The following is a 21,054-nucleotide window of genomic DNA, read 5'->3' as shown; positions in this document are numbered from 1 at the left end:
GAAGGCCTCCGGTGCTGGTCAGTGGTTTCTCGACAACTCCACTGCATCGCTGGAGGCCTTCATCGTTCACAGAACCAGCTGATGATCGTCAGATCGAGTGGTCACACTTCCTCGACCAACGTCCCCGAACATCACAGCTAGAGAGCCTTCGCGGTCACGGTCTTGGCCCAACGTGGGTGCTGTCTGGCGGCCGTTGAGACAGCGTTGAGGTTGGGCCAAACAAGATCACCGCTTGGGGACCCTGACTACGGAAGCCCTCTCGTCCCGGCGGCTGGCGGGGGTGGGCGCTGTTTCCCGGTGGTCGCGCTGGGGCGGTGAGGAAAGCCCTGCTCGCGTTGGGAGAGCGGGGACGGGCCGGCTTCGGCGGGACGGCCGGTGGCCCGTACCGATGAATTAAGTAAGGCCGTCGAAGAGTAGCTGTGGGGCGAAGCCGAGCAGGACGGCGACTGTCACCGCGCCGATCAGGGCGGCGGCGATCGGGCGAGGGACCCGGACGGCCGGGTGGGTGGTCGCCGGTATGTGGCCTGCCTGCGGCCGTGCGGTGTAAAGGAGGGCGCCGACCCGGACGTAGTAGGCGAGGGCGATCACGGCGTTGACCAGGACTATCGCGGCAAGCCAGGTCCAGTTCTCCTGGACCAGGGCGTCGACCACGGAGAGCTTGGCGAAGAGGCCGGCCAGGCCGGGCGGCAGGCCGGCCAGACCGGCCAGGGCGAGCACCAGCGCGGCGCCCAGCCAGGGGGCGCGGCGGCCGGCTCCGCGGTAGCCGTCGAGCTCGCCGCCGTCGGCACCGGGGGGACGCAGCGCCACCACGACGCCGAAGGCGATTAGTTCCAGGACTACGAAGAAGGCGGCGTAGGCGAGGGCGGCGACGACTCCGGGCTCGCCCAGGGCCAGGGCGGCCAGGATGTAGCCGGCCTGGGCGACCGAGGACCAGGCGAGCAGGCGCACCATCCGGGACTGGCGGAGCGCTACCAGGTTGCCGACGGTCATGGTGAGCACGGCGAGGACGGCCACCACGGCGGCGGTGTCCAAGCGCGACACGACGGCGGCGAGCGCCAGGACGCCGCCCAGCTTGGAGGCGGTGGAGAGGTACGCGGCCACCGGCACCGGCGCGCCGTCGTACGTGGCGGGGGCCCAGGCGTGCAGGGGCACCGCGGCGACCTTGAAGGCCAGCCCGATCACCAGCAGCGCCGCGCCCACCCCGGCGAGCGGCTCCAGCGGGGCCGGCGCCGGGCCGAGCATGTCCAGATGCACCGCACCGGTCGCCGCGTAGGTGAGCGCGGCACCGAGCAGCGCGATCGCCGTGGAAACGACGCTGATCAGGAAGAACGTGACCGAGGCGGAGGCCGCTTCGGTGGTGGCGCGCTCGCCGGGCGCGAACCGGCGCAGGCCGACCAGCACGTAGAGCGGCAGGGTCAGCGTCTCCAGGCCGACGATCAGGGTGATCAGGTCACCGGAGTAGGCGACCACCACGCCGCCGGTCATCGAACAGGCCAGCAGGAAGCAGAACTCGCCGGCCGGTGCGGCACCGAGGCGCAACGCGGGCACCGACAGGGCCAGCACCCCGACGGTGAGCCCGGCGAACAGCACCGCGGTCACCGCGGCCGGCCAGGTCGGCACCCAGGAGCAGGCTCCGGCGGCAGTGGTGCAGAAGGTGCGGCCCCCGGCGCCGGCGACGAGCGCGGCGGCCGCGGTGGCCAGGCCGCCCAGGGCGGTCGCACCGATCACCGCGCCTCGCCGGGCGATGAACAGGTCGGCGAGCAGGGCGAGGATCGCGGTGCCCGCCGCGGCGTACAGCGGGAGCAGCACGAAGTGGTCGATGGGCTGGCTGCTCACGGTGCACCTGCCAGGAGTCCGAGGATCGGTGCCGACGTGTCCGACAGCACCAGCGCCGGCACCAGGCCGACAGCGAGGGTGAGCACGATCAGCGGCGCCCACGCGAACCACTCCACACCGGCGATGGCCGGGCGCAGCGCGCGTACCTCGGGGGTGGCCGGGCCGTGGGTGACCTGGCGCAACAGGCGCAGGAAGTAGGCCGCGGTGAGCGCGCCACCGACGGCCGCGAGGGCCGCCAGCGTGAGCCAGTACGGTCCGCCGGCGCGTACCGCGGCGACCACCGCGAACGCCTCACCCCAGAAGCCGGCGAGTCCGGGCAGGCCGAGCGAGGCGATGGCCGCGAACCCGAGCAGGCCGGCCAGGCGCGGGGCGCTCTCCCGCAGGCCGCTGAGCTGGTTCAGCGAGCCGGTACCGGACCGGTCCTTGATCGTGCCGGCCAGGAAGAAGAGCAGGCCGGTGATGAGACCGTGCGCGATGTTGCCGATCAGGGCGGCCTGGATGCCGATCTCGGTGAACGTGGCGATGCCGAGCAGCACGAAGCCCATGTGGCCGACGCTGGAGTAGGCGATCAGGCGTTTCAGCTCGTACTGGCGCAGGCAGATCAGCGAGCCGAACAGGATGGCGAGGACGGCGAACAGGCCGAGGACCGGCCCGGCTGCCTCGGCGGCGTCGGGGGCGACACCGAGGCCGACCCGGATCAGGCCGTACGTGCCCATCTTCAGCAGGACGCCGGCCAGGATCACCGAGCCGACCGTGGGCGCCTCGGTGTGCGCGTCCGGCAGCCAGGTGTGCAGCGGCCAGAGCGGCGCCTTCACCGCGAACGCCAGCAGCAGGAGGGTGAACGCGATCGTCTGGGTGGTGCGGCTCAGCATGCTGGCGCCGGTGAGCTCCAGCAGATCGCCGGTGCCCGCCTCGGCGACCACGGTGACCACGCCGAGCAGCAGCAGCACCGAACCGGCGAGCGTGTAGAGGACGAACTTGCGGGCCGCCGCACGCCGGTCCGGGCCGCCCCAGCCGGCGATCACCGCGTACATCGGCAGCAGGACGATCTCGAAGAAGACGAAGAAGAGGATCAGGTCCAGGGCGAGGAAGGTGCCGATCACACCGACCTCCAGGACCAGCAGGAGGGCGGCCAGGGCACGGCCGGAACCGCCGGCCGGCACCTTCTTGATCGTGTACGCGCAGCAGAGCAGCGTGAGCAGCCCGGTGAGCACGACCAGGGGGTAGGACACCCCGTCCACACCCAGATGGAAGGCGAGCCCGAGAGCCGGCACCCAGTCGAAGTGCAGGTCGAGCCACGGTGTGATGGCGGGCGCCTCGGGTCCGTAGTCGAACCAGCCGAACTCCGTCGGGCGGGCGAAGGGGATCACCAGCGTCAGCAGGAAAGTCAGCGCGGCGGCGACGGTCGCGACGACGCGGGCCGCGCGATCGCGGCCGGACGGCATGAGGGCGACCACGGCCGCGCCGACGGCCGGAACCAGGAGCAGCGCGACGAGCAGGAACGGCCAGCCGTCGGTGTACGTGTACGTGTACGAGGTGTAGGCGTCGGACGGCTCGGGGATCACGCTGCGGCTCCCAACCAGGCGACGAGACCGAGGACGAGTGCGCCCGCGCAGACGGCGATCGCGGCGACCGGCAGGGCAACCCGGTGGCCGGCGGCGAGCAACCTACCGAGTCCGGTGGTGGTCGTCCCGGTGCCCATCACCGCGCCGTCGACGACCCGTACGTCCGCTGCGGCGACCAACCGGGCCAGCGCGCGGACCGGGACAACGACGAGCCGGTGCTGCACGTCGTCGAGCCGGAACCCGGAGGCGAACAGCGGCCGGGCCCGGCCCAGCGCCGCCGCCGGGTCCACGCCGGGCACCGCCCGCCAGATCCACCACGCGCTACCGGCACCCAGGACGAGCAGCACCATCGGCAGGGCGACGGCCACGCCGAGGTGCGGATCCTCGAGTTCCAGCGCGGTACGGAAACCCGGTGCGTAGGCGGCCAGGCCGAGCAGCGCGGCCGGGACGCAGAGCACCAGCAGCGGCAGGAACATCAAGGCCGGCGGGTCGTGCGGGGTGGCCGGGCGCTGGTACCGGGCGTCGTCGAAGCCGATCTCCCAGTCCGGTCCGGCCGGGCCGTGTGCCCGGGAGACCCCGAAGAACGCGCGCAGGAGCAGGCGGGTCGCGTACCACGCGGTGATGCCGACCGAGAGCAGCGCGGCCAGCCAGACCACCCACCCGGCCCAGACCGGCACCGGCTCGCCGCCCTCGGTGGCGTGCGCGGCCGCCGCCAGCACGTTCTCCTTCGACCAGAAACCGGAGAGCGGTGGCAGGCCGGCGAGCGCGCCGAGGCCGATCACGAACGACCAGAAGGTGACCGGCATGTGCGCCCGCAGGCCGCCCATCCGGGACAGGTAGTTGGTGCCGAACGCGTGGATCACCGCGCCGGCGGCGAGGAACAGCAACGCCTTGAACGCGGCGTGGGTGAGCAGGTGGAACAGCGCGGCGGCGGGCGAGCCGACGGCGAGCGCCCCGGTCATGTAGCCGATCTGCGAGACCGTCGACCAGGCCAGCACCCGCTTCAGGTCGTCCTGGGCGGTCGCGGAGAGAGCGCCGAGCAGGATCGTGATCGCGGCCATCACGCCGAGGACGGCGAGCGCGACCGGGGACTGCTCGAACAGCGGGTAGGTGCGGAACACGACGTAGACGCCGGCGGCGACCATGGTCGCGGCGTGGATCAGAGCCGAGATCGGGGTCGGGCCGGCCATCGCGTCCGGCAGCCAGGTGTGCAGCGGGAACTGCGCGCTCTTGCCGGCCACCCCGGCCAGGAGCAGCAGCAGCGCGGCGGTCAGCGTCCCGGTGGAGTAGTCGTGGGCCAGGACGGTGTCGAGGTACGTGCTGCCCGCGTCGGAGATCAGCACAGCGATGCCGAGCAGGAAGCCGACGTCGCCGACCCGGGTCACCAGGAAGGCCTTCACCGCGGCTGCGGGCGCCTCGGGCAGTCGCCGGTCGTGGCCGATCAACAGGTAGGAGCAGGCGCCCATCACCTCCCACCCGATCAGCATCATGATCAGGTCGTTGCTGCAGACCACCAGCAGCATCGCGCCGGTGAAGAGGCTCACCTGCGCCGCGTAGGGCGCGTAGCGGGGGTCGTCGTGCAGGTAGGCGATCGAGTAGACCTGCACGCAGAGGGCGACGACGGCGACCGCGACCGCCACGTAGGCGGCGGGCGCGTCGATGAAGGTGCCGTAGCCGACCGTCAGGTCGCCGAAGGTGCCCAGGCTGTACCCGGGGCCGTAGGGGTCGAAGAACGGGTCGGTGGACCGCTCGTTCGGGTCGAGAAGGACGCGGAGCGCCAGGAGCAGCGCGATGCCGGCGCCCGTGACGCCGAGGCCGGCGGCGAGCCGCCGGCGGGTGGGGCCGCCGTCACCCGGCGGCAGCAGGAGGCCGATCAGGCCGGCGAGAAAGGGTACGAGCGGCAGCAGCGGCCCCGCGACGTCGACGCTCACCCAGCCACCCGTTCCTCGTCAGTGTCCAGCCGGACTTCGTCGACGACCACGATCCGGCGCATCCGGTAGAACTGGAGGACGATCGCGAGGCCGACGCCCACCTCGGCGGCGGCCAGCACGATCACGAAGAGCGCGAAGACGCCCCCGGTGCCGGGCAGCACCGCACGAACCGAGACGTCGGCGGTGACCAGGATCAGGTTGACCGCGTTGAGCATCAGCTCGACCGCCATCAGCACCAGGATCGCGTTGCGCCGGCGCAGCACGCCGTAGACGCCCAGGGCGAACAGCAGCGCACCCACCACGTACGGGATGACGACGTGCATCACGCGTCCTCCGCCTTCCGTGCGCCGATGTCGGGGCGGGACAGCACGATCGCGCCCACCAGCGCGGAGAGCAGCAGGATGGAGAGCACCTCGAACGGCAGCACCCAGGCGCCGAAGATCTGCTCGCCGAGCCGCTCCGCGGTCCCCGGATCGGGGCTCGGGAACCGCGTCCAGCGGAACGCGTCGACGAAGAGCGCGGTCAGGCCGAGACCGACGCCGGCACCGATCACCGCTGCCGGGAGAGCCGGGCGATCCAGGTCGGCGGAGGGGCCGATCGGGGCGCGGGTCAGCATCACCGCGAACAGCAGCAGCACGACCACCGCGCCGACGTAGACCAGAACCTGCACCCAGGCGACCAGCTCGGCGCCCAGCACCAGGTAGAGGCCGGCGATCGCGCCCAGGCTCACCACCAGGTAGAAACCGGACCGGACCAGATGTGTGCTGGTGACGACGAGCGCGCCGGATCCGACCGCGATGGCGCCGAGGGCCAGCAGCAGCACGTCCGCGACGGTCACCGCTCGGGCTCTTTCGCAGAAGCCGGTGGGGCGGAGGGCGATCCTGGATCGGACGTGGGAGGCGTAGCCCGTACCCCCGCTGGTCTTGCGGTTTTTGCGGCTGTGGCCGCGCCCGGGCCTGCTGCCTTGCGTGCCGCGGTGGCCTCCTCCTTGGAAGGTTCCCCGAGCACGTCGTGAGCCGGCGGCGGAGGGACCGTGCGCATCCAGTCGCCCAGCCGGTCCTTGTCGTGCAGCAGGGAGAGGACGTCGGTCTCCGCGTACTCGAACTCGGGCGTCCAGTGCAGCGCGTCGAACGGGCAGACCTCGATGCAGATCCCGCAGTACATGCAGAGGGAGAAGTCGATGTCGAACTTGTCCAGCACGTTGCGCTGCCGGGCGCGCGCGGCGCCCGGGACGACGACCTCCTCCTTGTGCGAATCGATGTAGATGCACCAGTCGGGGCACTCGCGGGCACACAGCATGCAGACCGTGCAGTTCTCCTCGAGCAGCGCGATCACGCCGCGCGAGCGCGGTGGGAGATCCGGCTCGACGTCCGGGTACTGCTGGGTGGTGGACCGCCGCGTCATGGTCTTGAACGTGACAGCGAGTCCGTCGAGCAGACCCTTGCCGGGCGCGATGCGGTCGCCGTTCTCACTCACAAGCGCATATCCTGCCCGGTCACGCCCCGCTACGCGACCTCGCCCCGCCACATGTTCTAGAGCAGTGACTTGACTGCGGCGGTGAGGACGAGCTGGGCCAGGGCCAGCGGGACCAGGATGAGCCAGCAGAGGCGCTGGAGCTGGTCCTCGCGCAGGCGGGGATAGCTGACCCGGAACCAGATGATGACGAAGGACAGCGCGAAGATCTTCAGCAGCGTCCAGAGCCAGCCGAGTTGCTCCTCGAAGGGTCCGTGCCAGCCGCCGAGGAAGAGGACCGTGGTGAGCGCGGCGATGACGACGATGCCGACGTACTCGGCCAGCAGGAAGAAGGCGAAGCGCAGGCCGGTGTACTCGGTCATGTAGCCGAAGACCAGCTCGGAGTCGGCGATCGGCATGTCGAACGGTGGGCGCCGGATCTCGGCGAGGCCGGCGATGAAGAAGATGAACGCGGCCGGCGCCTGCCAGATCAGCCACCAGGGCCGCCAGGCCTCGACGATGCCGGGCAGGCTGAGCGTGCCGGCGGCCATCGCGACGCTGGCCGCGGCCAGCACCAGCGGCAGCTCGTAGGCGAGCAGCTGGGCGGCGCCGCGGACGCCGCCGAGCAGGCTGTACTTGTTGGCCGAGGCCCACGCGGACATCAGCACGGCCACCACGCCGATCCCGAGGACCGCCAGGACCAGGAACAAGCCGATGTCCAGGCTCTGCGCGACCAGGCCAGGCCCCAGGGGGATGGTCAGGATGACCACGAGGTACGGGAAGAGCGCGACGATCGGGGCGAGCCGGAAGACGGTACGGTCCGCGTCGCGCGGGGTGATGTCCTCCTTCTGGACGAACTTCACCCCGTCGGCGATGAGCTGGGCCCAGCCGTGGAAGGCGCCCGCGTACATCGGGCCGACCCGGCCCTGCATGTGCGCCATCACCTTGTGCTCGGCCTGGCCGATGACCAACGGCAGGACGAGGAAGCCGGCCATCACGGCGGCGACCCGGATCAGCAGATCGAGCCAGAGCGGCATCAGTCGGTCTCCCCGTCGGTCTTCGGCTTCTCCGCCGCCGGCCTTGCCGCTCGCGCCGGCCTTTCGCCTGCCGGGCGCTTCTCGGGCGGCACCTTGCCCTTGAGCGGACCCCACTCGTTCGGGTCGGGGACGCCGGGCGGGCGCATCGGGGCGCGCTTCGCTGTGCCGGCCTCCGACTCGCCGGGCTCCTTCGCGCCGGGCCACGGTTTGGCCACCCGGGAGGCGAGCACGAACTCCTTGCGCAGCGGGTGTCCCTCGAACTCCGGCGGCAGCAGCAGCGGGCGCAGGCCGGGATGCCGGGCGAAATCGATGCCGAACATCTCGTGCGTCTCCCGCTCGTGCCAGGCGGCGCCTGGGTACAGGTCCACGACGGACTCGACGACCGGGTCGATGCGGGGCACCCGGGTACGCAACAGCAGCCCGTGCCGGCGCCGGGTCGACCAGAGGTGCGCGACCACGGACAGCCCGTCGTCGAGCTCGTCCACCGCGGAGAGCCAGTCGAAGAAGTCGCAGCCCAGCGCCCCGGCGTCGCGGGCCGCCTCGGCGGCGAACCACCAGCGGGCCACCGGCACGTCGACCACGGCTCGGGCGTGGCCCGGGCCGCCACCGGAGACCTCGGCGGTGACGGCGCCGGTGTCCGGATCGTCCGTCGCCAGCAGGGCGACCAGCCGGTCACCGACCTCTTCGGGCGTCATGGAGGTCATCCTAGGGTCCGATCCTCGTCCGCAACGTTCCGCCGGGCACAGGCGTGTAGTCCTCGTGACCGCCATCGCCGATCCGGAGAAACCCATCACTGTCCGAGACGATCCGCCGCCGTCGTTCGACGAGGTGTACGCCGCCCACTACACGGATCTGGCGGTGCAGCTCTACGCGTACTTCGGGGACCGGCAGGAGGCGCAGGACGTGGCTCAGGAGGCGTTCTGCCGTGCGCTGGCCCGGTGGAACAGCATCGCGGGGTACGACGACCCGGTCGCCTGGATCCGTCGGGTGGCCTGGAACCTGGCCGTCAGCCGGTGGCGCCGGACCCGTACCGCGCTGAACTTCCTGCGCCGGCAGCGGCCGGCCGAGCCGCAGACCGACGGGCCGGGCCCGGAACGGGTCGCCCTGCTGGCGGCCCTCGGCACGCTGCCACCCACCCAGCGGCGCGCCATCGTCCTGCACTACCTGGCCGACCTGCCGATCGCCGAGATCGCCGGCCGGGAACGGGTGGCCGAGGGGACCGTACGGTCCTGGCTGTCCCGGGGCCGTGCAGCGCTCGCCGCCCAGCTGATCGGAGGGTCGCTGTGAGCGACATGCTGGAGGAGCTCCTCACCGACCTGCGCGAGAGCGCGGTTCGCGAGATCCGGCCGCCGGGTGCCGAGGCGGCGCGGCGGACCGTCCGGCGGCGCCGCGTAACGAAGGCCGCCGCGTCGGCGTGTGCCGTGCTGGTCGCCGTCGGTGGAGCGTTCGTGCTGGTGGACCGGCCCGGTACGGAGAAGACGCCGGCCGCTATCAGCCCGTCGCCGTCGATCGGCTCGGAGCAGTTCGCCGCGGACGCGCTCGCCGGGATCACCGACGCCGGGGCGGGGTTCGACGTCGCGGCGCCGGTGGCCGCGGGCTACCGGCGTACGGAGTCGATGGTCATGCCGCGCCTGGTGCTCCGGGCGGCCTGCGTCGGCGCTGGGCAGATCACCCTGGTGGTGACCGGCGACGTCACGGGCGATCTCGGTAATCGCTTCGAGGATGTGGAGCTGGCACGGGTGCCGCTGTCGTGCGGAGCGGCTCCGGCTCCGGTTACCCGCAAGATCAACGCAAGTCTCGCGAATGTCCTGACCTTCCGGCTGGAGAGCGCGGGGAGTGCGGCCGGCCGAGCCGGTTTCGCCTATCGGGTGACCGCGGAGGGTGGGGCCTCGCTGGCGCCCAACGACATCGCCGCCAGCGTTGCGGCACTCGTCGGCCTGGACGACGCCGGCAACACCCGATTCGGCGGCGGCGCACCGGAGAACGAGCCCTTCGACGGCAGCTTCCACATCGAGAGCGGGAAGGCCGAGTTCCCGGCCGGCGAGCGGTACATCCTGGCCATGGCCTGTCGCGGCAAGGGCACCTACGGTCTGCAGATCCGGCGCGGCGGCAAAGTGCTGGCCGAGCACTCGGTCGAGTGCTCGTGGCCGCCTCGCCGGCGGGAATTCGTGATCGAGAAGCCGTTGGGCAAGAACGTGGAGTTCTGGGGTCGCTACCGGGCCGGCGCCGGGGAGCGGGCGGAGACCGGCTGGGCCCTGCACATCCGGTGAGCGCACGTCCATAGAATCCGGCGGCCGGGCGCAACCGGCCGCCGGGTCCGGGCGTGTAGTCGCCGTGACAGCCATCGCCAGCAGCGAATCGGAGACGCGGATCGCCGTGCACCATGACCCGCCGTCCTTCGACGAGGTGTACGCCGCCCACTACGCCGATCTGACTGTGCAGCTCTACGCCTACTTCGGGGATCGCCAGGAGGCGCACGACGTGGTCCAGGAGGCGTTCTACCGCGCTCTGGTCAGGTGGAACACCGTCGCCGGGTACGACGACCCGGTCGCCTGGATCCGCCGGGTCGCCTGGAACCTGGCCGTCAGCCGGTGGCGCCGGGCTCGGACCGCGCTGAGCTTCGTGCGGCGGCAGGCCCGGATCGAGCCGCAGTCCGACGGGCCGGGGCCGGAGCGGGTTGCCCTGGTCGCCGCGCTCGGTGCCCTGCCGGACAACCACCGCCGGGCGATGGTGCTGCACTACATGGGCGACATGCCGGTGGCCGAGATCGCCCAGCGGGAGGGCGTCGCCATTGGGACCGTGAAGTCCTGGTTGTCTCGGGGGCGTGCCGCGCTCGCCGTCGAACTCGCTGGAGGTGCGCGATGACCGATCAGATCGAGGAACTCTTCGCGGATCTGCGTGCCGGGACGCTGCCCACGGTTCGGCCGCCGGGCACCGAGCCGCTGCGGCGGGCGGTGCGACGCCGCCGGGCCGTGTTGTCCGGTGCCGCGGCTGTCGCGGTGCTGGCGGTGGCCGGGCTGGTTGCGGTGATTCGGCCGGACCAGAACACGGTGCCGGCGGTGACACCGGCGTCCGAAGCACCCACCTATTCGGTCGAGACGCTACAAGCCCGGGTGGCCGAGGCCCTGGGGATCAGCGACCCGCAGCAGCCTGGACTCGGTGAGATCATCACCAACACCGGCTCTGGACCGAAGCAGTCGAACCGGGCACTGCTCGGCGGGACCTACGAGGTTCGGATGGTCTGTTACGGCTCCGGCTCCATGGCGGTCTCGGTTCTCAGTGGGAATGTCGGTACGGATCCGGTGGCGCAGGTGGTGACCGTGCCCTGCGACGCTACCTCGACGACGGTCCTGACGGTGCCGGTCGTGATGGCTAGGTCGAGCGGCACGTTGATGGTGCAGATCGAGCCGGAGGTGGCCGGACCTGGGCGGGCCGCTTTCGGGTGGCAGGCCCAGCTGGCGCAGTCCGATGAGGCCTGGTGGGAGCAGCAGGCTCAGAACGCCCTCGGCGCCGACCCGGCCGGGATGCGGACGCGGGCCGCGTTCTTCATGGAGGACGGCGGGCAGGGCGAGGGGCACACCACCGCCGAACCGCAGAACTACCAGGTCCGGGCGGTGTGCGTCGGGTTCGGCACCGCGACCCTCACGATCGGCCCGGACGGAGACCTGGACACCGTCGTCAAAAAGGCCACATTGCAGTGCTCCCCGCGCGACCCGAAACCGGTCTCGCTCAGCTACCCGTCCCGCAAGACCGTGCACATGGCGATCGAGCCGGACGACGACGCCGAGGGCCGCAGTGCAGCGGCTTACCTGACCGTACGAGGCTGATCAGAGGCCGGGGAGGCGGCCGTTGCGGAACACGTCGACGAAGTCCTGATGGTCATCGCGCGCCTGGTCACCGTACTTGTGCGCGAACTCCACCAGATGCCGGACGAAACCGGCCTCGTCCTTGTCGACCACCGCGACGATCGCCTCCTCGGTGGAGAAGTCGACCAGGTCGTGGCTGGACTCGTCGTCGGCGACCGAGTGCATCCGGGCCACCGCCCGGCCCAGGTCGGTGATCACCCCGGTCAGCTCCTCCGGCTCGTTCACGTCCGACCAGTCCAGGTCGGCCGCGTACGGCGAGACCTCGGCGACCAGCTGACCGACCCCCTCCAGCTCGGTGAACCCCAGCCACGGGTCGGCGTTCGCCTGCAACGCCCGCTGCGACTCGGCGGTCCGGTGCCCCTGGTGCTCGAAATAGGACCGGACCCGCTCGTCGTCGATCCACCGGGCGACGGCCGGCACCTGCGCCTGCTTCATGTAGATGATCACGTCGTTCTCGAGCGCCTCGGTGTGCCCCTCGAGCAGCATGTTGTACGACGGCAGCCCGGCCGAGCCGATACCCACGCCCTTGCGCAGCTTGATGTCCTTGATGTTGGTCGACACCGGCCGGGTCCCCTCCGGCAACGTGCCCAGGTAGCGGTCGAACGCCGCCCTGACCCGGGCCTCGGCGTCCGCGTCGACCTCGTAGACGCCGTCACCGAGGGAGAACCGGCGCTCGTAGTCGTCGATCGTCGTCTGCCCGGCCAACAGCTCGACCCGGGTGTTGAGCCGGGCCCGCTGGAGCACCCGCCGCAGTACGCCGGCCGCGTTCGCCAGCGTGATCGAGCCGATCGCGTCGTCGCCGCCGAGCGCGATGGCCCGCAGCTCGGTGAGGTACGAACCGGCGAACGTCCTCACCAGCGCCGTGATGTTGTCGTCGGAGAGCGCCTTCGAATACCCGATCAGGGCGACGCTCGCCGCGAACCGTTTCAGGTCCCAGGTGAACGGGCCGACGTACGCCTCGTCGAAGTCGTTGACGTTGAAGACCAGGTGACCCGAGGAGTTCATGTAGGTGCCGAAGTTCTCGGCGTGCAGGTCACCGTGGATCCACACCCGGCTGGTCCGCTCGTCGAGGTAGCTGTCGTCGCGGTAGTCACCGACCAGGTCGGCGTAGAACAGCGAGGCGCTGCCCCGGTAGAAGGCGAACGGCGAGGCCGCCATCTTCCGGAACTTGCGGCGGAACGCGCTCGGATCGACTGCCATCAGCGCGCCGAATTCACGGGTCAGGACGTCGATGATGAGGTCGGCACGAGACTGAGAGCCCATGCGATCACGCTACTCTTTCCGCTGTGTCCGCTTCCCGCTTGCTGCGTATCGGAACCCGCTCCTCACCCATGGCGCTCGCTCAGGTCGAACGGGTCCGCCGGATGCTCGCCGAACGGCGTCCGGAGATCACTGTCGAGGTGGTGCCGCTGACCACCAGCGGTGACCGCTGGCAGGGCGCGCTGTCCGAGCTGGGTGGCAAGGGTGCCTTCACCAAGGAGGTGGACCAGGCGCTGCTGGACGGGCGGGCTGACCTGGCCGTGCACTGCGTCAAGGACGTGCCCGGTGACCGCCCGGCGCCGGCCGGCACGGTGTTCGCCGCCTACCTGGAACGCGACGACGTACGCGACTGCCTGGTGCACCCGTCCGGCGTACCGATCGGGGAACTGCCTCCGGGATCGCGGATCGGCACTTCGGCCGTACGCCGCATCGCCCAGCTCGCGCTGCACTACCCGCAGCTGACCGCCGTGCCGATCCGCGGGAATGCCAATTCCCGCCTGGCCCGTCTGGACGCCGGCGAGTACGACGCGCTGCTGCTCGCCGTCTCCGGCCTGCACCGGATCGGCCAGCCGCACCGGATCACCCACCCGATCGGCACCGACACCTTCGTGCCGGCCGTCGGCTCCGGCACGCTGGTGCTGCAGTGCCGCCAGGAGGACGCTGCGGCGCTGGAGATCGCCGCCGTGCTCGGTGACCAGCGGACCGCCGTCGAGACCGAGGCCGAGCGCACGATGCTGCACATCCTCCAGGGCAGTTGCCACTCGCCGATCGGTGGTTACGCGCGCACCGAGCCGGACGGGCGGATCAGCCTGCGCGCCCGGGTGATCAGCCTGGACGGCAAGACCGTGCTGGACGCCCACGAGTGGGCCACCGACCCCGTCGTGCTGGGTACGTCGGTGGCCGCCTCGCTGCTGCGTCAGGGTGCGCGAGAGATCCTCACCGCCTGACCGGCCGGCCGAACTCGCGGATCACCTCACGGGTGACGGCCGTGCCCAGTCGGTCGCCGTGGACGGTGGCGTCGCGCAGGTGCACGCCGGCCCAGATCCGCGCCGGCTGCACCTCGGCCTGCGCCTCGGCGAACGAGTCGTAGTAGCGGGTCGCGTCGGCGTCGGGGCTGTAGGCGTGGAACCGCAGGTCGTCCCGGCCGAAGAAGTCCCGGAAGCTGACCATCGTCGCCGAGGTGTAGCAGGCGTGCCCGGACGGCCACTCCGGCGACGGCGCGGTGACCCGCAACGGCTGCCAGACCGGGTCGGCGACGGTGGCCGGGTTGCCATCGGTGTCGCCCAGCGGGATCGCGGTCACCGGGCGCCACAGGTTCCAGTACCGCTTCTGCTGGTAGCAGGAGATCAGCGCGTCGACGGTGGCCATGTCCGTGCGGGCGAACAGCCGGGCGGTCTCCAGGTTGTTCAGCCGCTGGTTCGCGGCCAGCACCCGCCGGATCTCCCACTCCACCATCCGGAAGTCGTCCCACCAGATCGCCGCCTCGGTCTGGTCCGGGGTACGGACCGTACTGGTGGCTGAGCCGAGTGCCTGCACCTCGTTCATCTGGCGGGCGTACGCGCGGCTGGTCAGGGCCGGTGGACCGGGCACCCGGTACCGGGCGGGGTCACGGACGACGAACGGCTTGAGGAAGGCGTACCAGGCGCCGGTCTGCGCGAAGGCGGGCGGCGTCGGGCGCCACTCCCCCGGCACGTCGCTGACCGGCCAGGTCACGGAGGCGAAGGCGCCGTCGTCGCGGCGCTCCTCGATCATCGCGGCGGCCGTGGCGGAACCGACGGCGATACCGCGGCTCTTCGCCCGGCCGTCCGGGATCGCGGCGAGCGCCTGGCCGTATTGCGCGCGCAAGGCGTCCGCCTGGGCGGGGAACAGGGCCAGGAGCACCTGGTGTGCCGCGGTGGCCACGGCCGCGGGGACCGAGTCACCGCGCCGGGCCGGGGGCGATACCAGATAGGGCTCGTACGGGGTGCCGGCGATCGCGTTGACCGCGTCGTAGACGGCACCCTGCACCATCGCGAAGCTGCGGGACGCCACGGCCGGCGTCTGCTTGGCGACGTCGAAGATGGCGGTTTGTGCGTTGACGTGCCAGGTGATCACGGCGTTGGGCCGGGCACTGCCGGTTTGGGCGGCGGCGGGCGCCAACGACGTCGGTGCGGTCAGCGCGAGCGCCGTCACGACGATCACGCCGAGCAGTCTGCGGGAAAGATTCCTCATGAGATCCCCTGATCGTCTCGGATGCGGCTTCAGCCTTCAGAGACGACGGGAATCAATGCAATGCATTGACGTAGATCTGGCTATTTGGTGGGCGGCGACACCATCGGGGCGGTCAGCGCGGCAGCGTCCCGGGCCAGCGGATCCGGCCGGTGCACGCCGCCCGGGCCGGACTGCTCAGCGGCGATCTTCTCCTGGAGGCGCAGGATGCCGTGCAGCAGCGCCTCCGGGCGGGGCGGGCAGCCAGGAACGTAGACGTCCACCGGGATGATCTGGTCGACGCCCTTGGTCACCGAGTAGGAGTCCCAGTACGGCCCGCCGCAGTTCGAGCAGGAACCGAACGAGATCACGTACTTCGGCTCGGGCATCTGGTCGTAGAGCCGCTTGATGGCCGGCGCCATCTTGTCGGTCACCGTGCCGGAGACGACCATCAGGTCGGCCTGCCGCGGGCCGTGCGCGAACGGGATCACGCCGAGCCGCATGAAGTCGTGCCGGCTCATGCTGGAGGCGATGAACTCGATGGCGCAGCAGGCCAGCCCGAAGTTGAACACCCAGAGCGAGTAGCGGCGCCCCCAGTTCAGCACGAACCGGATGGGTTCACCGAGCACGCCAGGAAGGGCCATCCGGTCAACCTACCTCGTATCAAGCCGGTCGCTGAAGGAGGCTGAGGAAGCCGGTCAGCAGCGCCTCGCGCAGGGCCGGCGGGGCGGCGTTCAGGATCGTGTTGACCGCGGCCATCTGCGAGAAGTCGCCGCCGCCCAGACCGAGGCCCTCGGCCAGATCGGCGATCAGCGCTGGCGTGATCATCTCAGGGGTGAGCGGCGGCAGCGGGGGCAGCTCGATCGGGCCGCGAGCCTTCGCCGCGGCGACCGCGGCGGTCAGGTCGGGCGCGAAGTCAGCGGCGGTGGAGCGAACCGCCGCGGTCACGGTGAGGTGGATGGTCGGAGGCAGATCCGCATACGCCATCTGGGGCTGGGTGTGCCAGCCCCGCGCGGCCAGCTCGTCGGCCAGCACGAACAGGTCGACGCCGTCGGAGGACAGGCAGACCACGCTGGTCTCGGCGGGGGCGTACAGGCGTACCCCGTCGGTGGCCGACACCGCGTCGGCCAGGATGCGGACCGCCTCCCGGGTTTTGAGCGCCAGCTCCTGGTAGCCGGCGTCGCCGATGGAGCGCAACGTCGCGACAGCGGCGGCGATCGGGCCGCCCGAGCGGGTGGACGAGATCACCGGGTTGATCATCGTGTAGCCCGGCCAGTCGGCGTAGGCGAAGTACTGCGGCAGCCGCAGCGTCTCTGTGCGGTGCAGCAGCACCGAGACGCCCTTCGGCGCGTAGGCGTATTTGTGCAGGTCGACCGAGATGCTGGTGACGCCGGGCACGGATAGGTCGAAGGCCGGCAGGTCGGCGCCGAAGCGCCGCAGGTAGGGCAGGACCCAGCCGCCGAAGCAGGCGTCCACGTGGAACCGCACGCCACGTTCCGCGGCGATCGCCGCGAGCTGCGGGATCGGGTCGACCACGCCGTGCGCGTAACTCGGTGCGGAGGCCGCGATCAGCACGGTGTCCGGGCCGACTGCCGCGGCCATCGCTTCCGGGTCGGCTCTCAAACCCTTGACGGGTACGACGTCAAGCTCCACTCGCAGGTAGTGCGCCGCCTTGGCGAACGCGGCGTGTGCCGTGGACGGGACGACCAGGCGCGGGTTCGCGATCGTGGGGTGGGCGTCCCGGGCCGCCTTGACCGCGAGGATCAGCGACTCGGTGCCGCCACTGGTCACGCTGCCGACCGTCTCGGCATCGCCGCCGAGCAGCCGGGCGGCCGCGCCGACCAGCGCGTTCTCCATGGCGAGCAGGGACGGGAAGGCGGTCGGGTCGAGGCCGTTGACCTGGGCCGAGATCGCGTACGCCGCCCGGGCCAGCTCGTCCAGGCCGTCGACGGCCGGGTCGTAGACGTAGGCGAACAGGCGCCCGCCGTGCGTGGGCAGGTCGGCCGTACGGAGTTCCCGCAGCTCGGCCAGGACCTGGTCGGCCGGCACACCCTGCTCCGGCAGCGCATTGATCATCCCCGGACGGTAGCGCCCACCGGCCTGTTGCGGCTACGCCGTGCGACCGCCTTCGACGTCGCGGTAGCCGCGGAGCAGCAGGACAGCGGCGCCGACCAGCAGGGCCGGGACCACCGTGAAGCCCAGCAGGACACCCAGCCGAGCCGTGTCGTCCTGGGTCGCCGCGTCACCGGTGGCCGACGACACGTACCCGAACATCTGCAGCATCACGGCGAAGATGCCCGGCCCGAGCGCCAGGCCGAGGGTCTCCCCCGCGGTCCACACGCCGGTGAACACGCCGGCCTGGCGGCGCCCGGTGCGCTCGGTGTCGTACGCGATGCAGTCCGGCAGCATCGCCATCGCGAACACCTGCTGGCCGGCGTAGCCGACACCGATCAGCGCGACGATCAGGTAGACCGCGACCGCCGGCAGGGCCGGGGAGGCGAGCAGGATCAGCGCACCGGTGGCGAAGGCCAGCGACGCGATGATCAGCGAACGGAGCTTGCCGAGCCGGTGGCCGACCGCTGTCCACAGCGGCATGACCAGCAGGGCCGGGCCGACGAAGGCGGCGAACAGGAAGGTCGCGCCGGAGTCCTGGTGCAGCACGTGGTCGGCGAAGTACTTGACGCCGGCGAGCATGGTGCCGATGCCGGCGGCCTGCACCACCCAGCAGATCAGCAGGGCACGGAACGGGGCGTTGCCGGACGCGACCCGCAACTGGGCCCGGAGGCTCGGCTCGGACTCGCCGGCTGTGCGGGAGGGTGCTTTGCGCGTACCGAAATAGGTTGCGAGCGTGCCCACGATGATGAGCGCGCCGACGAAGGCGCCGGACCACCGGTGGCCGGACCGGCCGCCGCCGGTCAGCTCGACCACCAGCGGCGCGAGAGCGCCGGAGATCAGAATGGCCAGCGCCAGGACCGCGACCCGCCAGGTCATCAGCCGGGTGCGCTCGGAGTAGCCGTCGGTCAGCTCGGCCGGCATGGCCACGTAGGGGACCTGGAAGAACGCGTACGCGGTGGCGGCGGCCAGGAACGCGACCGCGACGTACGCGCCGGAGGCCGCGCCGCCCGGGAACGGGGCCACGAAGATCGCCGCGAACAGGACGCCGAGCAGCAGCCCCGCGCCGAGCAGGAACGGCTGCCGCGAGCCGCTGCGGTCGGAGATCCGGCCGGCGACCGGATTGACGATCACGTCCCAGGCCTTGGGCAGGAGCACCAGTAGTCCGGCCACCCCGGCCGCGACACCCAACGTGTCGGTCAGATAAGGCAGAAGAAGCAAACCCGGTACCGTGCCGAAGGCGCCGGTAACCAGAGAACCAAGCGCATATCCAGCCAAAACGCCGCGCGGTAACGCACTCGTGCGTGGTACCACGGAAGAAGGACCGGCTGTCGTCATCGACGCGCATCGTAACCATGATCGGCCTGCGCCGCCTACGCTCGCCGCATGAAAAGCGTTGCGGCCGGCGTCGCCGCAAGTCATCCGGCGACCGCCCGCACCGGGGTGCGCATTCTGCAGGCCGGCGGTACCGCGGCCGACGCGGCGGTGGGCGCCGTGCTCGCCTGCTGCGTCGCCGAGACGGTCTACACCGGGCTGGGCGGTGGCGGGTTCGCCACCTACTTCGAGGCGCGCACCGGCAAAGTCACCTGCCTGGACTTCTTCGTCGCCGTACCCGGCCTGGACGGCGACCGCAAGGCGGAACCGATGGTCGCGGTCGACGTCTTCTTCGGCGGGCTGCCACAGATCTACTCGATCGGCGGCGCCAGCGTGGCGGTGCCGGGCATCCCGGCCGGGCTCGGCGAGGTGCACGAACGCTGGGGACGGTTGCCCTGGGCCGAGGTGGTCGCCCCGGCCGCCGGGCTGGCGCGCACCGGGGTGCTGCTTCCGGCGGCACACGCGCGCACGCTCGAGACGTGTGCGCCCGCCCTGGCGTACGGGGAAGGCGCCGCCCTCTATCAACCGGGCGGACGGCTGCTCCAGGGCGACGAACTGCTCTTCCACCCCGGGCTGGCGACCGCGATGGACGCGATGGCCGCCGACGGGCCGTCCGTCTTCTACACCGGCGAGTACGCCGGCCTGCTGGTCGAGACGGTTCGCGCCGCCGGCGGGGCACTCGGACCGGCGGATCTGGCCGCCTACCAGGTCCGGGAGACCGCCGTGGACCACGCCTCGCTAGCCGGGTACCGGGTGCACGCCCGGCACGATCTCAACCGGACCGTCGACACCATCGGGGCACTGCCGTGCGACCTCTCCCGGCCGACCCGGGCGCCCGGGGTCGCGTCGGCTCTGCGGAACAAGGGTGCCGAGCGGCTCGGGGAGACCACGAACGTCTCGGTGGTCGACCCGGAGGGCAACGCCTGTGTCATCACCACGACGCTGGGACTCGGCGCCGGGGTCTGGCTGCCCGGGCTCGGCATCAACCTGAACTCGATGCTGGGTGAGGGTGAGCTGCTGACCGATGACCTGTCGCCGGGGCAACGGATGTCGTCGTACATGTGCCCGCTCGTGGTGATCGGGCCGGACGGCGGGCTGGCCGTGGCCGCCGGGTCGGCCGGGGCCTCGCGGATCCGGACCGCGCTGGTGGACACGCTGCTCGGCGTACTGGTGGACGGGCTCAGCGTGCCGGAGGCGATCGCCCGGCCCCGCTTCCACGTCGTGGAGGACACCGTGCACGCCGAGGCAGGCTGCCCGCCCGCGGAGCTTGCCGCGCTGACCGAAGCCGGCTGGCAGTTGGTCGAGTGGCCGGAGATCAACCACTACTTCGGCGGGGTGACCGCGGTGGGGCGGGCCGGTGCGGCGGGCGATCCCCGCCGCGGTGGCGTCGGCCTGCTCCTTTGACCTCTCTGGGCTGCTCACATCTTGCGGGCGGCGATCGCCTCCGCGTCGGCAACCGTCTCCCGGATGCCGACCTCGATGTCGGTGGCGGTCAGACCGAAGGTGCGCTCGGTGAGCGAGGAGTCGAGCACGAACGGGAAGTAGAACTGGTAGTCCATCTCGGCCAGTTCACGGGCCATCGGGATGGCCAGGCCGGCGGTGCGCATCACGAAGCGCGGCAGCTTACGGATCTTCGGCGCCGGTCGGCCGGCCATCGCCGCGTACCGCTCGGTCAGCTCCCGGATGGTGATCGGTGCCGCTGACGGGACGTGCCAGGCCTGGCCGTGCGCCCGCTCGTCACGAGCCAGCTCGACCAGCGCGCGAGCCATGTCGCCGGTGTAGGTGAAAGTGTGCGGCAGATCGACGTCGGCCGGCGCCCAGGCGGTACGGCCGGCGTTCATCGCGGGCAGGATCACCGCGGAGAACACGCCGGCGGCGCCCGCGCCGATGTAGTCCGAGCCGCGGGCCTCGACCGTACGCACTCCACTGGCCAGCGCGTCCTGCCACATCTTGATGCGGATCCGGCCCTTGCGGCCGGTCGCGGCGAGCGGGGTGCTCTCGGTCATCCGGCCGCCGGGCTGCTGCCCGTAGACGTAGAGGTTGCCGGTGATCGCGTAGACCGCGTCGTTCGCCTTCGCCGCGGCGATCATCGCGTTGTTCATCGGGAACCACTTGTCGGCCCACTCGGTGTACTTCGGGTTCGCGCAGTTGTACAGCACCTCGGCGCCGTGGGCGACCTCGGTGAGCCGGCGTGCGTCCGAGGCGTCGGCGGCCACCCGCTCGATCAGCTCGTGCTCCGGGCCACTGCCGCTGCGCGTGACGATGCGAACGCTCTCGCCCCGGTCGGCGAGGAGGCGGGCGACCGACGAGCCGATGGGGCCGGAACCGATGACGACGTGCATGACTTCTCCTTGCTCGCTTTTATGAGCAGTGCTCTCTGTTGAGAACAACAGTCGCACGGCCTCCGCAAGATTGCAAGAGCACTGCTCTCGTT

20 protein-coding genes are annotated in these 21,054 nt (G+C 71.4%); 6 read left to right on the top strand and 14 right to left on the bottom strand.

Going from position 1 to position 21,054, the window contains the following annotated elements; all coding sequences use genetic code 11:
- Positions 1-393: 393 nt before the first annotated feature.
- From I4J89_RS41330 to I4J89_RS41295, 8 genes are all read right to left on the bottom strand, one after another.
- Entirely contained in the window at positions 394-1,836 is a 1,443-nt protein-coding gene (locus I4J89_RS41330; protein ID WP_196419672.1) for an NADH-quinone oxidoreductase subunit N, read from the bottom strand.
- A complete protein-coding gene (locus tag I4J89_RS41325; RefSeq protein ID WP_196419681.1) occupies positions 1,833-3,281 on the bottom strand; it encodes a complex I subunit 4 family protein in 1,449 nt (482 codons plus the stop codon). Before I4J89_RS41325 ends, I4J89_RS41330 begins: the two co-directional genes overlap by 4 nt.
- 116 nt (positions 3,282-3,397) lie before the next feature.
- A complete protein-coding gene (locus I4J89_RS41320; RefSeq protein ID WP_196419671.1) occupies positions 3,398-5,332 on the bottom strand; it encodes an NADH-quinone oxidoreductase subunit 5 family protein in 1,935 nt (644 codons plus the stop codon).
- Complete coding sequence (nuoK, locus tag I4J89_RS41315) at positions 5,329-5,655, bottom strand: NADH-quinone oxidoreductase subunit NuoK (RefSeq protein ID WP_196419670.1); 327 nt, start codon at positions 5,653-5,655, stop codon at positions 5,329-5,331. The genes I4J89_RS41320 and nuoK overlap by 4 nt, the downstream gene beginning before the upstream one ends.
- Positions 5,655-6,170 carry an NADH-quinone oxidoreductase subunit J family protein gene (locus I4J89_RS41310; protein WP_196419669.1) on the bottom strand — a complete coding sequence of 172 codons (516 nt, stop codon included), beginning with the start codon at positions 6,168-6,170 and terminating at the stop codon, positions 5,655-5,657. Before I4J89_RS41310 ends, nuoK begins: the two co-directional genes overlap by 1 nt.
- Positions 6,167-6,808: a NuoI/complex I 23 kDa subunit family protein gene (locus I4J89_RS41305; RefSeq protein WP_196419668.1), complete on the bottom strand. Its 642-nt coding sequence runs from the start codon at positions 6,806-6,808 to the stop codon at positions 6,167-6,169. The genes I4J89_RS41310 and I4J89_RS41305 overlap by 4 nt, the downstream gene beginning before the upstream one ends.
- A 56-nt stretch (positions 6,809-6,864) precedes the next feature.
- Positions 6,865-7,821: an NADH-quinone oxidoreductase subunit NuoH gene (gene nuoH, locus I4J89_RS41300; protein ID WP_196419667.1), complete on the bottom strand. Its 957-nt coding sequence runs from the start codon at positions 7,819-7,821 to the stop codon at positions 6,865-6,867.
- Positions 7,821-8,516: an NADH-quinone oxidoreductase subunit C gene (locus tag I4J89_RS41295; RefSeq protein ID WP_196419666.1), complete on the bottom strand. Its 696-nt coding sequence runs from the start codon at positions 8,514-8,516 to the stop codon at positions 7,821-7,823. The genes nuoH and I4J89_RS41295 overlap by 1 nt, the downstream gene beginning before the upstream one ends.
- A gap of 64 nt (positions 8,517-8,580) precedes the next feature.
- Here I4J89_RS41295 and I4J89_RS41290 point away from each other — a divergent pair, with 64 nt between their 5' ends.
- From I4J89_RS41290 to I4J89_RS41275, 4 genes are all read left to right on the top strand, one after another.
- The gene (locus I4J89_RS41290; RefSeq protein WP_309238698.1) at positions 8,581-9,108 is read left to right on the top strand and encodes an RNA polymerase sigma factor; all 528 of its coding nucleotides are present in this window, start codon (positions 8,581-8,583) and stop codon (positions 9,106-9,108) included.
- On the top strand, positions 9,105-10,091 hold the full coding sequence (locus tag I4J89_RS41285) for a hypothetical protein (RefSeq protein WP_196419664.1): 987 nt from the start codon (positions 9,105-9,107) through the stop codon (positions 10,089-10,091). Before I4J89_RS41290 ends, I4J89_RS41285 begins: the two co-directional genes overlap by 4 nt.
- Before the next feature lie 64 nt (positions 10,092-10,155).
- Positions 10,156-10,686, top strand: a complete 531-nt coding sequence (locus tag I4J89_RS41280) for an RNA polymerase sigma factor (protein ID WP_373688200.1) — start codon at positions 10,156-10,158, stop codon at positions 10,684-10,686.
- On the top strand, positions 10,683-11,648 hold the full coding sequence (locus I4J89_RS41275) for a hypothetical protein (RefSeq protein WP_196419663.1): 966 nt from the start codon (positions 10,683-10,685) through the stop codon (positions 11,646-11,648). Before I4J89_RS41280 ends, I4J89_RS41275 begins: the two co-directional genes overlap by 4 nt.
- On the opposite strand, the gene I4J89_RS41270 is transcribed toward I4J89_RS41275, so the two are convergent.
- Positions 11,649-12,950 carry a DUF2252 domain-containing protein gene (locus tag I4J89_RS41270; RefSeq protein WP_196419662.1) on the bottom strand — a complete coding sequence of 434 codons (1,302 nt, stop codon included), beginning with the start codon at positions 12,948-12,950 and terminating at the stop codon, positions 11,649-11,651.
- Positions 12,951-12,973: 23 nt separating this feature from the next.
- Between I4J89_RS41270 and hemC the strand changes: the two genes are divergently transcribed.
- A complete protein-coding gene (hemC, locus tag I4J89_RS41265) occupies positions 12,974-13,894 on the top strand; it encodes a hydroxymethylbilane synthase (protein WP_196419661.1) in 921 nt (306 codons plus the stop codon).
- Here hemC and I4J89_RS41260 read toward each other — a convergent pair.
- The 4 genes from I4J89_RS41260 to I4J89_RS41245 all read right to left on the bottom strand — a co-directional run bounded on the left by I4J89_RS41260 (position 13,884) and on the right by I4J89_RS41245 (position 18,584).
- Positions 13,884-15,158 carry a vanadium-dependent haloperoxidase gene (locus I4J89_RS41260; RefSeq protein WP_196419660.1) on the bottom strand — a complete coding sequence of 425 codons (1,275 nt, stop codon included), beginning with the start codon at positions 15,156-15,158 and terminating at the stop codon, positions 13,884-13,886. The two genes, hemC and I4J89_RS41260, sit on opposite strands and share 11 nt — an antisense overlap.
- Before the next feature lie 80 nt (positions 15,159-15,238).
- The gene (locus tag I4J89_RS41255; RefSeq protein ID WP_196419659.1) at positions 15,239-15,778 is read right to left on the bottom strand and encodes an NADH-quinone oxidoreductase subunit B; all 540 of its coding nucleotides are present in this window, start codon (positions 15,776-15,778) and stop codon (positions 15,239-15,241) included.
- A gap of 19 nt (positions 15,779-15,797) precedes the next feature.
- Positions 15,798-17,210: a pyridoxal phosphate-dependent decarboxylase family protein gene (locus I4J89_RS41250; protein ID WP_196419658.1), complete on the bottom strand. Its 1,413-nt coding sequence runs from the start codon at positions 17,208-17,210 to the stop codon at positions 15,798-15,800.
- A gap of 33 nt (positions 17,211-17,243) precedes the next feature.
- Positions 17,244-18,584, bottom strand: coding sequence for an MFS transporter (locus I4J89_RS41245; protein ID WP_196419657.1), 1,341 nt, complete (start codon positions 18,582-18,584; stop codon positions 17,244-17,246).
- Between the two features lie 48 nt (positions 18,585-18,632).
- Between I4J89_RS41245 and I4J89_RS41240 the strand changes: the two genes are divergently transcribed.
- Positions 18,633-20,024 carry a gamma-glutamyltransferase gene (locus I4J89_RS41240; protein ID WP_196419656.1) on the top strand — a complete coding sequence of 464 codons (1,392 nt, stop codon included), beginning with the start codon at positions 18,633-18,635 and terminating at the stop codon, positions 20,022-20,024.
- A 14-nt stretch (positions 20,025-20,038) separates the two neighbouring features.
- On the opposite strand, the gene I4J89_RS41235 is transcribed toward I4J89_RS41240, so the two are convergent.
- On the bottom strand, positions 20,039-20,962 hold the full coding sequence (locus I4J89_RS41235) for an NAD-dependent epimerase/dehydratase family protein (protein ID WP_196419655.1): 924 nt from the start codon (positions 20,960-20,962) through the stop codon (positions 20,039-20,041).
- Positions 20,963-21,054 lie beyond the last annotated feature (92 nt).

Origin of the sequence: Actinoplanes aureus, from assembly GCF_015704865.1 — a bacterium.
In the GTDB taxonomy this organism is placed as follows: Bacteria; Actinomycetota; Actinomycetes; order Mycobacteriales; family Micromonosporaceae; genus Actinoplanes; species Actinoplanes aureus.
Note: the sequence above shows the minus strand (reverse complement) of the source record. Positions and strands in the feature narration are given on the sequence as shown.